Source organism: Sulfuriroseicoccus oceanibius, from assembly GCF_010681825.2.
GTDB lineage: Bacteria > Verrucomicrobiota > Verrucomicrobiia > Verrucomicrobiales > SLCJ01 > Sulfuriroseicoccus > Sulfuriroseicoccus oceanibius.
In genome coordinates this window covers 1166860-1180020 of sequence record NZ_CP066776.1, presented here as the reverse complement: position 1 = coordinate 1180020, position 13161 = coordinate 1166860, and the positions used below count along the sequence as shown (strand labels likewise).

Sequence of the window (13161 nt, the reverse complement as noted above, 5' to 3'; positions counted from 1 at the left end):
TGTTCACGTTCGAGCACGTCCTTTCATCAACCATGAACGGACGCCCATCCTGCTATGAACTTGAACCGCAACCTTCCCTCCGCCCCCAAACGTATCCCCCGGACTCTCGGACTCTTTGCCGCACTGACCCTTTCAGCCGCAACAGCCCGAGCCAGTGCCCCCAACATCGTGGTCTTCTTCTCGGACGACCACACCCAGCAGGGCATCAGCGCCTATCACAACGTCACGAACGCCACCGTTCAGGACCTTGTGTTCAAAGACTCCCCGCTGGCACAGACCCCGAACATCGACCGTCTAGCAGACCAAGGAGCTGTGTTCACGCACAGCTACGTCAGCAACTCGATCTGCCAGCCGTCGCGCGCCAACCTCATCACCGGCCTCCACTCCCACGCCAACGGCCATCTAGCCAACACCGGCGGCTTCAACGGAGCACAACAAACGCTGCCCAAATTGCTCCAATCCGCCGGCTACAGCACCGCACTGATCGGGAAATGGCACCTCGGCACCACACCCACCGGCTTCGACCACTTCGAATACCTCGTAGGCCAGGGCGAATACTACTCCCCCCGACTGATCACCTCACTACCCAGCGGCGGCTCCACAACAATCACCCACAGCGGCGAATACATTGCCGACGTGCTGACCAACCGCACCCAGGCGTGGCTCCAGAACCGATTGGACACCAACCAAACCAATCCGTTCTTCATTATGGTCAACCACAAGGGCACCCACCGCGTGTGGAACCCAGCCCCGGCGGAAATCGACCCTGCAGCTTTCCGTCAGGTCGAATGGGACTACTCGGTCACCCCGAACCCAACAACCGCTCCCGAAGACCCCGCCTCGTGGACACCAGCGCTGGTACCGGTTCCTTCCAACTTTTCCGACTACCGCAACGGCTACCCAACCCGCGCCACCAGCGCCGCCGCCCAAGAGATGGAGATCTCCGCCATCATGCGCTTGAACGAAGACCTCAAACTCGATGGCAGCACATTCGGCGGCACGGCCTACGACGAAGTCCGCACGTGGTGGAACGCCAACCGCAACAGCCTCACTCAGGACGAAAAGGACGCCTACTTCCACCAACGCTACATCAAGGACTACCTGCTCACCGCGAAATCAGTCGACCGCAGCGTGGGCGACATCCTCGACTTCCTCGAAGCCAACCAACTCGACCGCAACACCATCGTGATCTACGCCTCCGACCAGGGTTTCTACCTCGGCGAGCACGGATGGTTCGACAAGCGCTGGATGTATGAAGAGTCACTCCGCACCCCGCTTTTGATGCAGTGGAAGGACGCCTCGGGGAACTCACTCATCACACCGGGCACCGAGGTCAACGAGATGGTCCAGGTCATCGACTACGCACCAACGCTACTCGAAGCCGCGGGCGTGACCCAGTACGACGCCATGCACGGCGAAAGCTTCCTCGGCTGGGCAACCGCCGCAACCAACGACCAACCCGCCGCTTGGCGCGACTCGATCTATTACCACTACTATGAGGGCTACACCGCCGAGCACCGCGTCGGCCGCCACTACGGCATCCGCACGGACCGCTACAAGCTGATCTTCCAATACGAACGCGCCAACCAATGGGAGTTGTTCGACCTATTGCTGGATCCATATGAAATGAACAACCTGCTCTACAACGCGGAGACAGGCACCATTGATAACCCAACCGACGGCGTGGACGGCACGCCTCAGTTCCAAGCGCTAGTTATCGACCTCATGACCAAACTGCGCAGTCTCCGCACACTCTATGGCGACACCTCCGGCACTGGGTTCTCCATCCCCGGAGTCGACCTACCGGACCCAGACCTCCTCACCAGCCTCCAGCCTGACAGCGCGGCATATGAAGGCGACACCACAGACCGAACCACCGCGCAACCAGTCCTAGAAAATGGCGTCACCTTAGAAATCAACTGCACCCCGGCATCCTCCGACCTCACGGGCATGGCGCTCTTGATCGAGATCGGAGGCAACTCAAATGGCTCGGCGTTGTACCTGGTCGATGGCGTGCCAACCTTCATCCAAAAGCAAAACTCATCAGACCCCGCCACGCCAACATCACTCGCCGACACCACATTGCCCGAGATCGCCGTCCAGTCATCGTACGGCACGCTGACCAGCGGCATCACCTATCAGATCGCCGCGATCTACACACCTCCCGCACAAGGTTCCACCACCGGCACTCTCCGGCTCGCGGTAAAAACCGAGGGCGGCAACACATCACTGGATGTGTTCTCCATTACCAATGCCTCACCATCCGGCAACTGGTCAGGCAACGAAACACTCAGCGTAGGCACTACCAACAGCGAACTCACCAACCGCGCCGGCCTCTCAACCACGCCCGGCACATTCTACAACGCCAGCCAAAAGAGCTTCAGCGGCACCATTGAGCGCGCGCTCTACTGGAACGCCACCGGCTCGATCACCAGCAAAATGAAGGTCAATGGCTCCGGCCACAGCGGCACATCCTTCTCCGTCGATGTCTCCGACCTCGTCAAAGGCGCAACCTACACGCTCTACCGCTGCACAGACCTCAGCTTCGATGAATCCACCGTCGCCGTCGACTCGGCGGTCGCTGGCGATGGCCCATTGGTTCTCACCGACCCCGGCACCCCGTCCCCCATCCCAACGACCCGCGCCTTCTACAAAATCGAAGAGAACTAACACCACGATCCGCCCGATCCGCCCGATCCGCCCGATCCGCCCGATCCTCGCGGGCCTGAGCCTAAAGCGCAGCGACATCCCTCCCAGCAAGGGAGGCGCAAACCAGCCCAGGGTGAAGGGAGCCTCAGGCGACCTCACCCTGGGTCCCCCCCCACAACAACCCGGCAAAGCCAGTGACAGCACCGTAGCGGAAATCTTGCCCGCCGGCCGCCATTCTTCCGCCGCCTCTGGTCTGTGCTCGCCCCCGTCAGATCAAGCTCACCGCTCCGTGAGCTCACCTTTTCATTTGGCGTAACTCTTGCATTGCGCAGGCCATCGACACTCCGAGTTGCCATTGCCCATCCGCATTGTAGTGCACCGTGTCGGCATGTAACCCAAATCCATCGGTCGATACCATCCTGGCTCGCTTGATCGATTCAGGAGCCCCGGATCCTTGATCCGCCGCTGCCATCTGGGCCCGGATCACATCGCGCGCCACAAACCGTGGCTTTGCTTCGGAATACGGCAGGACCTGCCCGAACACCAACGGCAATTCCTGCAGTCCGAGGTCACTCACAACCCGGTCACGCAGATACTTCAAGTTCGCGGCATAGCTGGCCGCGGATTCCTGGCGCTTGCTGTCCTGCTCCCCCTGCATCCACAACAATCCCCGCACCACAGGCGTATGCCCGCCCAACTCAAGCGCCTTCAGCGCAATTTGGAAACGCGCCATCATCGCCCTGTAGAGCTGCCCTTGGTTCGGATCTCCCGCCCCAAGCCCGGGGTGGTTATGTACGTCAAGTTCTGCAAAAAGGGCTTTGAAGGATGATGATCAGGCTGCGGACGTTTGATTTGAAGTAAGGCTGAGCTTTTGGGCTTCTTTGAGGTGATCCATGTTCAGGTAGCGGTGTTGATCGATCCACTGCTCATGGACTTGATGCGTGACAGCCCGGATTAAACGTTGGGCTGCAGCCTTGTTGGGGAAGGTTCGGATAATGTGCGTACGACGCTTAATCTCCTCATTGAGTCGCTCGAGCATATTCGTACTTTTGAGATGCTTGTGATGCTCTCTGGGAAGTCGATAAAAGGTAAGCGTTTCTTCGATCTCACTTTCGACCCAGTCACAGAGCTTGTGGTATTTGCCTCCCCACTTCGCCAACCATGCCCGCAGATCCTGACGCGCTTCATTGATGTCTCGACGGTCATAGATCCAGCGCAGCTCAGTGCAGCAGTCGTCGTCATGCTTGCGAGGTAGATGATCAAGAGCGTTGCGAAGGAAGTGGACGTAGCAGCGTTGCCATAGCGCCTCGGGAAGCACTTCGCTGATAGCTCGTCGCAGGCCGGCATGGTTATCAGTCACGCAGAACTCAACACCCGTCAGTCCGCGTTGCTTGAGTTGAAGTAGGAAGTTCTTCCAGCTGCTTCCGCTTTCCCTTTGATCGAGCTCGGTCGCAAGGACCTCCCGTCGCCCATCCCAACTGATGCCAATGGCGATCAACACAGCCTGGCTGCGCACCACGCCGTTCTCCCGAACCTTTTCGTACCGGGCATCCAGGATGAGATAGGGATAGGCATGGCTGAGCTTGCGTCGGGCGAAGTTCTCAAGCTCTTCATCCAACGTTTTGTTCAGCCTGCTTACCACACTGGCGCTAACTCGGTGACCACAGAGCTCCTCGGTGATCTGCGCGACTTTACGTGTCGAGACGCCCTGCACGTACATTTCGATCAGGGTGCTTACCAAAGCCTTCTCGCTGCGTTGATAGCGATCGAAGATCTCGGTGCTGAAGAGTCCGTCGCGATCTTGAGGAACGCGCAGCTCGATCCTTCCTACCCGTGTCAGGAGACTGCGTTGATAACTGCCGCTGCGATAACCTCGGCGTCTGTCGCTGCGTTCTGATTTTACCGCCTGGAGTGTCTCGTTCATTTCTTCTTCGAGCATCTCCTGCATCAATTTCTGAACCAAGGGCCTCAGAAAATCTTCCTGCTCGGCAAGAATACTTTTCAACTGCGGCGTTGTGGTCTTATCTGGTCGTGGGGTCATGGTGTGACGATTAGGGGTTCTTGTTTTGTTAAAAACCTAATCAATCATCATGACCCTTTTTGCAGAAGCTTTGGCACACTACCCCCGGGGTAGAAATTTGTCCTGCCGGGCACAGCTGGTCCCCCAAGCCACGTCCCTCCGTGCCATCCATGGTGCAATGGCATTCCACTGGCAAAATACTTCACAAGGTAGACCGGACGTTCGCTGGTAGCCATCACGCTGGCAAAGCCCAACTCCGGTCCGAACTCTGCCACCGATCGCGAGGTCTTCGTCTCACCGGGGATCAGCACTTCGAATGCGCTTCCGTTCCAATAGTAACAGTGCTGTACCCGATCGATCCGCTGTGGTGAAAGTTGGTCCACCTTTCCCAATCCCTGCATGTTCGACTGCCCCGCCATCAAATACACGTCCACCTCCGCAGCCCATAGCGAAGCACACTGCAACCAAACCAAAATCAGAAACGATATCACCTTCATAAGCAGCGCGTACTACGCACCGCCGTCCCGCCCGCCTTCCACAAACATGCACAAATAAATGCACACCTTGCCAAAAATGGTTCTGGCGGAGGCATACGCCCCCGCCAGAATAGTTCACTTGAGGGATCTCTCCCTCAGTCTATGAGATCGCTTACTTCTTGCGGCGCAAAATCAATGCTGCACCACCGATGCCAAGCAACACAGCCGACGACGGCTCTGGCACAGCCTGAGCGACACCCTCAAGAGCGAGGGAGTTAAGAGCGATGTTGTTACCTCCGCCATTGTCGGAACCAACGGTGAGATCGAATGTGTACTGAGTACCAGCATTCAAGGAGAAACCACTAAGATCGAAGTTGAAGCTCCCAGGAAGATTCCCGGTACCTGCAGGCTCAATGAAGTCTTCGCGACCACTGAAGATCTCAGTGCTGCCATCTTTAATCGACAGCAGCCAGAAAACAGGCTTGTCATCAGCGTTCTGATGCGCACCACCTGCCGTGATGGAGTAAGAGCTGATGGCAAAGTTACTCAGATCGTAAGTATCGCCTGCGGTGAATGTGAAGCTTGTGCTCCAGTCTCCTTGGTTCCCGACGTTACCAGCGATACCAATTGGTTCGCCGACCTCGGTACCTGCAGCACCTGGCTGTTCTGCAATGAAGCTGCTGATGGTGTAGCCGTCACCTACGAATGTAAGGCTGGTGGACGCGTTACCGCCCTCACCGAAATCGGAATCCCAGGTAAATCCGGAAGCAACAACCCCAGAACTGGTGTCTTCCACCACACCGGCGAAGCCAGTGCTAATGATGTTAGCAGCGTGGCTGCTTGCCGTCAGAGCCGCGCAGATAGCAGCGCAGCTGATCAGTTTGTTTTTCATGTTTTGTGTATTCGTGTTTTTTGCACAAGGTGAACCCGGCTCATTCCGGATCCACCAGATTGGTTTCCTTCAGGCGTTGGATTGCCTGCTGATCGAGGGCACCCTCGATCACGAAAAGTTCGTCCATGGCGCCGCGCAGCGGTGCGAACCAGACATTGTCCGGGTCCATCGTGGCGCCGATCACCAATGGCGACGCATCAGAGCCGGTGTAGGTGAACGGCGCCTCATCCTCGCCCTCATGGAGCAAGGGCTCGTGCTCCCCGTCGATGTAAGCTCTCAAGACTCTTGCGGTCCGATCCCACACCACAGCCACATGGTACCAACGCCCGACTTCCAGTGCGGTGGTTCCCCGATGCTCGCCCGCTCCGATGATACAAAGTTCTGCTGCGTCTCCTTCCCCGCGGGTCAGCGCCACCTGCCAGCGCTCAAGATTGCGAAACCCTCGCCCCCGATCCCCCCAGCCGACAATCGTCTGACGCGCCAGCCTCGACTCCGGTAGCCGGTCAATCCTCAGCCAGCATGCAATCGTCCGCGCCTGACGCTCCCCAATCCCCGGATGCTCGGTTACCAACTCCTCGTTGAACCCCTTGATCTCGACCGCACGCCCTCGCACGCCATCAACCATCAAACCTGACGCCTCTTTTTCCCGCGGCACCGCATGCGCCAGATCCACGTTGGCAGCAGTGCCGCCAGCCGCGAAGCCTCCATCCTCAACCCGGTCAAACGACCAGTGCAGATACGGCAATGAGGCAGGCAGCTGCTTAAGGAACGCTGCGGCACGCGCAGGGATCGGCTCGAAACCTCCATCTTTCGTCAACCGGCAACCATCCCCCGCACGCAACAACTGATCGTCATCCTCACCTACAGCCCGAGCAACAACCTCACCCTCGAACACGTGCACCTCATGAAACCGATCGAATGGAGCAGCCACACCGAACTCCGTTCCCAGATCCACTGCTTCGAGGCTGTCTGTGCGCACCACAAACCCCTCGCCAGCTTCCTCCACCCGGAACCTGCCGGAACCCTTCAGCAAATCCACCCGCCCGAGCGACTTCACATCAAGCACTGCTGGAGCAGCAAGCACCCCAGACACCCCATTGGGAAACTGTAGCTCCACACTCCCCGCATTCACTTCCAATCGCGAGCCAACCCGCATGACATCCGAGCGTCGGCCAGACTCCCCGATAATCCGAATCTCCGTCCCAGGCGCCTGCCTCAGGACGATCCCTTGCTCATCCGCAGACTCACGTCCATCCCCTCCCCCAAAAACAAAGATCCAGACAAACGACAAAACAACCACAGCAGCAGCTGCCACGACCCCACGCATCCACCCCGATCGCCCTCGTGCCGCAGCCGGGCTTCGTTTCGCTAAAGCAAAGTTCTGAGCCACTGGCTGCCCACAGCCTTGATCTAACATATTATGCAACTCCACCAGATCCAGATAATGCTGGCGCGCTTCCTCGCTCTCCAACAACGCCTGGCGCACCCGCATCAGATCTTGCGGCGCGATCACACCTTCCAGCATCTGCTGGAGCAATCGATCCAATTCCCCCTGTCTCACGCGTCACCTCCCGCCATCTTCACACGCTGGTCCACACACTTGCGCAGCTTGGCCCGGATCCGGTAAAGCGCCGTGCGCAGTGACTCCGCACTACGCCCCTTCGCCACCGCATGCTTGGTCAAACTCGTTCCCGTCTGATAGCGGGCCTGCACGATCTCGCGGTCGGCAGGACGCAATGCCGCCAAACAAAGGTCCAAGGCATGGCGCTTCAACGGATCGTTCACCTGTTCCCGCTGATGCCAGCTCTCGCTCACCGCGTGGATCACTTGTTCGTCCAACATTGGGGCGGCATTGCGTTTGTTCTTGCGCAACACGGCCATCGTCACGTTGCGAGCAATCACAAATGCCCATGCCCGGAAATTGGTCCCCAGCTCAAAGCTTTCCCGCTTCTCCCACAGCACCACGTTGGTGTCCTGCAGGATGTCTTCCACGTCAGGAGAGCCAGGCACCAATGAGATCACAAACGCGCGTAATGGCGTTTGATGACTCGTCAGCAACTGGACGAATTCCTGGTCTTTTTCTTCTTCGGGGGGCATGGGGTCATGCAGTGATGAAAGTCGCCCCGAAAACGTGATCAGATTTTCTTAGAAAATTTTCACATTTCTCACATCCTCCGCCTCACATGCTCACATCCCAGGGCGCTCAAAGCATTACGCCCCGCCACCAACGCCGGACGTTTCCACCCGAATTATACGCCCGCACCGCAGAGCCGACGCATCCCATCACCATGCCCGCCAGCCGACGAGATCCTACCGATCCACCGTCACAACCACATCGGATCCGCCGCTTTCCAAATCCGCACGGTACAGGTGCTCACTCACTTCACGCATCGCTCTGCCCTCCAGCTTGGGCACCCCGCGCTCGGACCAAATCAAAAGCGGCCCTCCCTCCCGGACCTCAAGCTTGAGCCGTTCGGTGCTCTGCTCGACCACTCGGCACGCCGCCGGCGCGAGATACTTGTCAGGCCGCCCGAGCACAGCCCATCCGTGGCGCACCGGAACCAAATGCACGATACTCGACTCCCAACGGGCAAGTGAAACCTTGTACTCACCTTGCATCTTCCACGCCTTGCCGGTCTTCCACTCATACGCCACCAGCCCCTCTTCCGGTTGTTGCCACAGCCCCTCATAAGGCTGCATCATCATCCCGCCAAACCCGTAATCTGCAGGGCTAAGCTCCACCTGCATCGGATCATCACGCCACACATTGGCGAGCCAGAATGTAGCAACCTCCCCAGGCAGCGGAGCCACCGCACGCAATGGCATCCGGTCCAGGCAACCAAAGAACCCATCCGGAGTCAATGTCGCCGGCGCCAATGGTCGCAACACTTCCCCATCGCTCCAAACCGCCGGCAGCAAAACATCCGCCTTCACCGCATCAATCGCCTCAGAAACATACAACGGACTCCCCGCGATCGCCCGGATCTCGGCCATCAACCTCCCCGAGCGGTTGGACGTCAGAAACATGTCGTAGTCCCCCCAATGCACATGCCCGAGATAAAGCGAATTGCGCAGACTTTGGACGGTGATCAACGCATTGTGCTCCTCGTCATGCTTGTTGAAATCCATGCTGAAGCGGATCGTTGAACTCATCCGATGCTTCATCACATGCAGGTGATGTTGGGCTATGCAGTTGATCAGGGCTGAAAAGTTCTCCTCAAACGCCTTTTCAAGTCCCCGGTGATAGTAACTGAACGCCTGCACCGGGTTCGCCCCCCCAAGGTGATCGCGGAAGTACTTCGTCTGGAAGTCCACCTTGATGAAATCAATCCCATCCCGCGCCATCGCAAGGGCCCGGGCACCATAAAACTCATCTGCCGCCTCCTGATTCATCCGCGGCACCAACCCACCAACCGCATCCCGGCCCTCCTCCAAGATCCCATGGTACTCCGCGATTCCGTGGCTAGGCGACACTCCTGCAAAATAACCACCCATATACCACCACGCTCCCAGCCAGCGGATGCCAGTCTCCTCCTTGAGCTTTTGCAGCGGCGCAAACCCATGCGGAAACTTTTCCGGATCCGGAGCAAAACCCAACAACCCCTCGTCCCGGTGGTGTTCATACCCGTCATCGACCAACAACCACCGAAACGCCACGGGGTGATCCGCCATCTTCTTCATCGTTCCGGCCAACCTCCCGTCACTGAGGTCACGGCGCAGGTGTTCCCACGTGCAATACCCAGGATACCGGAATGGCTCGGGAAACCGCTTCTCCCCCCGCATCCGCGCCGAATGGTTCACACTCTGCGACGCAAGAGCCGCCTTCCACACCGCAAGGCTCGCCTCGTGCGGCGTGCTCCCATGCGCATAAGCCAGCTTTGGCAGCCAGCCAGAGTATTCCGCCGTGCCAAACGTGCCCGCATCCACCCACAGCGATTGGTCACGGAACGTAAACGACGAGAACGCCCCCTCACCCGCTAGTGCCAGCAGCGCGAGATAACGCCTATCCTCTAACTTCAAACAAAGAAACGAACCAAGATCTGCATCGGCGATCGCCCGTCCGGTCTTGAGCTCAGCGCGCCGCTGCGCGAGATGGTCCATATCCGTGAATGCCACTCCGAGAAAGCGGTTGCCAATCGCCGCACGGCCGTCGGTGTAAGGTGCATAGAAAATCCCGGCCTCGTAGTCCGGCAAGAGCAGTACATCTCGCTCGATCAGCCCTCTCCCATCAGGCTTGGCTGATACCACCTGAGCCTCCAGCACCCCTGCCCCATCAAACTGGCGCACATCAATCTCGCCTGCCAGGCAGACATTGGCCGCCAGCCCCAACAGAAAGCAAACCCACCTGAATCGCATCACTCAAATCTAACAGAACTCACAGAAACACATCCTATCGCACTCTAGTTAAGTTCGACCTGAAAAAACCTCCGACCTGACTCGCCCGCGGCGAACACATACGAAGTCTCAACCGCACCCGCGCCAGCCGCAGGCACCGCATCCGCCACCACGGTAGACCAGTCGCTCAGATCGTGACTGCTGCGAATGGTAAAGGTTGCTCCGGGCGCAGACGGCCATCGAAGCTCGATGCTTCCATCCGCATGTCGTATCGGCAGCACATCGAAGCGACTGGCCGCATCCAGCGGGTCGGTTCCCAAGCGGGCTTCATCTCCATCCGGCACATTGTCGCCGTCGGTATTATCGTTATCAGGATCTGTCTCCCCCGGATCGACCAACCCATTCTGGTTGGCGTCCTCGGTCAGGTCGGCCACTCCATCCTCATCCACATCCACCGCCGGCAGGTTGGGTAACTTCGGAGGTATTTCACCCCCTGTATCCACATTCCTTGAGTATTGGGCGCCATACCGCTCCAACTCCTGGATCAAGTGACGAGTCATGGACATCACCAACTCCGGGTGCTGGTCCGCCACATCAGTAGCCTCGCCAACATCATCGGCCAGGTTGAAAAGCTGGGTCGTCCCATTGGAATACTCGTGGATAATCTTCCAATCCCCTTGCCGCATCACCACAAAATGATCCGATCCATGCCCGTGGGGGAAATGCTGGATGAATTGCTGGGGACGCAGCTCTCCTTCCACCCCGCGGAAATACGGGCTCAAATCATATCCGTCCACATCATGGTCATAGGCGACTCCTGCCACCGCAGCCACCGTGGAAAACATATCCTCACAATTAATAACGCGCTCGTCCCTTGTGTTGGCGGGGATGGGCAATGCCTGCTGGAAAGAATTGGTCCCATCCAGTTTCGCCCATCCCACGATAAACGGCACACGGAACGCACCTTCCCACTTGGTTCCCTTGTACCCGCGAAGCACAGATTCCTCCCGTCCATCCCGCAGGTCACTACCATTGTCAGAGTAGAAGATCACCAAGGTATCATCCGCGACCCCTAGCTGCTCCAGCCTGGCCATGATATCGCCCAACGACTTGTCCACCCCTTCCACAATGGTAGCGAAGGCCAACTCCTGCCCGCCCAGGTTCGGCTCGCCGGGCTCACTGCCATCGTAGTTGGCGGTAAAACGTTCGTCATTGGTCCACGGCACGTGCACCGCATAGTGACTCATGTAGGCGAAGAACGGCACCCCGTCTGCGACCGCCCGTTCGATTTCACGGTTCATCTCCAGAGTCAGCGCCTCGGTGAGGAATACCTCCTGCCCATAATTGCCTATGTGATACTGATCGAGTCCGGGGACATCCCAGAACGCCGGAGCTCCGCGCCATGTGCCCGAGAAGTTTTGCGATCCGAGATACGATCCCGGCCCGCCGGCTCCGTGACCTGCAATGTTCACATCAAAACCAAGAAAACGAGGGTCCCCGGACGGTTCGCTATTGGGTCCGAAATGCGCCTTCCCCGCGTGAATCGTGCGGTATCCAGCCTGTTTCAGCATTTTGGGCAACGGAATATCCGCCGCATCCATTCCCGCCATCCGCCAGTCAGCCGGGGAGTCGAGATGCGCCACCGAATTGCCCCCCGTGTGCTGTGGCGTCTCAGGATGCGTCCACGTCGTCACATGATGCCGCGCCGCATGCATCCCTGTCATGATAGACACCCGCGTCGGCGAACAGATGGAGTAAGCATACGCATTGGTAAACTTCCGCCCCTGGGCTGCCAGCGTTTCCATGGACGGCGTACGGTAACGATCGTTGTAAACCCCTCGCACCGGGTTGCCCGAGCCATCGTAATGAAACGGCACCGACGTGTCCTGCCACCCCATATCATCCACCAAAAAGAACAAAATGTTCGGCCGTGGGTCCCCTACCACCACGCGCACACTCTCAGTCACCGCCCCCTCGTCGTTGGCCGCCGTGAGCGTGTACGTCGTGGTCTGCTCCACGTTCACCGTAAAGCTACCGCTCCCATCCACGCCAACGCCCGTCACATCCCCCACCCCTTGGTCGATCACCAGTGACGTCGCCTTGTCACTCCGCCACTCCAGCGTCACCGCGTCACCCGCTGCGACATAATAATCATCTGCCAAAAACTCCCCGATCGTCGGGAGTAAGTTCGGCACTTCCTCAATACTCATTGCCGCCAGGGTCGCATTCGCCCCCGACGAGACATTGCTCCCATCGTCCACAAAGTTCAGCCGAATCCCCCCAGAGGAATCCGAAGTGACCACAAAGGAACACGCCGCGCGGTGCGTCACTTTCCCTCCATCTCCCGAGCCTACCACTACGGTAACATCCGCGTCACTCCAGTTACCATCATTGCGCCCACCGTAGAAAGTGATGGTGTATGATGTGTTCGGAGCCAGTTCGCTCAAAGTAATATCAATACCAGCCTCGGTGTGGTTGTTGCTATACAAGCCGTCGGCATAAGCATTCTTCACATTGAATGGCTCGGGAGCTCCGGGATCCTCGCTATTGAAGGCCCCACCGCCATAGCCCGCCCCCGATCCATGAAAACGCAGCGTTAGATCGATCGTGGTCGCCGTCCCCGAGCTGTCCACCAGATCGGCCAACGAGGTCCCCGCTCCCAAATGGTTCCAATTCCCACCGGCAGCTCCCTGCACGGTGCCAAAATCCATCAACACGGAAGAACCAGCAAGCACACCACCTTGCGCGAGCAGCCACAAGGCCGCGGAAACAACATATCTCATCATCTT

At 58.3% G+C, this 13161-nt stretch carries 8 protein-coding genes and 1 pseudogene; 1 reads left to right on the top strand and 8 read right to left on the bottom strand.

Features of this window, described 5'->3' with window-relative positions; genetic code table 11:
* The first annotated feature begins 54 nt into the window (after positions 1–54).
* Complete coding sequence (locus G3M56_RS04605) at positions 55–2670, top strand: sulfatase/phosphatase domain-containing protein (RefSeq protein WP_164365547.1); 2616 nt, start codon at positions 55–57, stop codon at positions 2668–2670.
* Positions 2671–2944: 274 nt separating this feature from the next.
* Here the strand turns inward: G3M56_RS04605 and G3M56_RS04600 are convergent.
* From G3M56_RS04600 to G3M56_RS04565, 8 genes and pseudogenes are all read right to left on the bottom strand, one after another.
* A pseudogene (locus G3M56_RS04600) lies at positions 2945–3394 on the bottom strand (sialate O-acetylesterase); the annotation flags it as partial.
* A gap of 87 nt (positions 3395–3481) precedes the next feature.
* On the bottom strand, positions 3482–4690 hold the full coding sequence (locus tag G3M56_RS04595; RefSeq protein ID WP_235203492.1) for an IS256 family transposase: 1209 nt from the start codon (positions 4688–4690) through the stop codon (positions 3482–3484).
* Between the two features lie 47 nt (positions 4691–4737).
* Positions 4738–5166: a sialate O-acetylesterase gene (locus G3M56_RS04590; protein ID WP_164364599.1), complete on the bottom strand. Its 429-nt coding sequence runs from the start codon at positions 5164–5166 to the stop codon at positions 4738–4740.
* Between the two features lie 151 nt (positions 5167–5317).
* A complete protein-coding gene (locus tag G3M56_RS04585; protein WP_164364597.1) occupies positions 5318–6037 on the bottom strand; it encodes a PEP-CTERM sorting domain-containing protein in 720 nt (239 codons plus the stop codon).
* A gap of 40 nt (positions 6038–6077) precedes the next feature.
* A complete protein-coding gene (locus tag G3M56_RS04580; RefSeq protein ID WP_164364595.1) occupies positions 6078–7583 on the bottom strand; it encodes a LamG-like jellyroll fold domain-containing protein in 1506 nt (501 codons plus the stop codon).
* A gap of 11 nt (positions 7584–7594) precedes the next feature.
* Positions 7595–8134, bottom strand: coding sequence for a sigma-70 family RNA polymerase sigma factor (locus G3M56_RS04575; protein ID WP_164364593.1), 540 nt, complete (start codon positions 8132–8134; stop codon positions 7595–7597).
* A gap of 213 nt (positions 8135–8347) precedes the next feature.
* Positions 8348–10393, bottom strand: a complete 2046-nt coding sequence (locus tag G3M56_RS04570) for a Sip1-related alpha-galactosidase (protein ID WP_164364591.1) — start codon at positions 10391–10393, stop codon at positions 8348–8350.
* A 44-nt stretch (positions 10394–10437) separates the two neighbouring features.
* Positions 10438–13158, bottom strand: a complete 2721-nt coding sequence (locus G3M56_RS04565; RefSeq protein ID WP_164364589.1) for a sulfatase-like hydrolase/transferase — start codon at positions 13156–13158, stop codon at positions 10438–10440.
* Positions 13159–13161: the final 3 nt, after the last annotated feature.

What these genes read in the sequence shown, in the direction of transcription:
- G3M56_RS04585 (WP_164364597.1), bottom strand. Translation starts at nt 6,037, where the DNA reads ATGAAAAACAAACTGATCAGCTGCGCTGCTATCTGCGCGGCTCTGACG.
- G3M56_RS04605 (WP_164365547.1), top strand. Translation starts at nt 55, where the DNA reads ATGAACTTGAACCGCAACCTTCCCTCCGCCCCCAAACGTATCCCCCGG.
- G3M56_RS04570 (WP_164364591.1), bottom strand. Translation starts at nt 10,393, where the DNA reads ATGCGATTCAGGTGGGTTTGCTTTCTGTTGGGGCTGGCGGCCAATGTC.
- G3M56_RS04565 (WP_164364589.1), bottom strand. Translation starts at nt 13,158, where the DNA reads ATGATGAGATATGTTGTTTCCGCGGCCTTGTGGCTGCTCGCGCAAGGT.
- G3M56_RS04590 (WP_164364599.1), bottom strand. Translation starts at nt 5,166, where the DNA reads ATGAAGGTGATATCGTTTCTGATTTTGGTTTGGTTGCAGTGTGCTTCG.
- G3M56_RS04575 (WP_164364593.1), bottom strand. Translation starts at nt 8,134, where the DNA reads ATGCCCCCCGAAGAAGAAAAAGACCAGGAATTCGTCCAGTTGCTGACG.
- G3M56_RS04595 (WP_235203492.1), bottom strand. Translation starts at nt 4,690, where the DNA reads ATGACCCCACGACCAGATAAGACCACAACGCCGCAGTTGAAAAGTATT.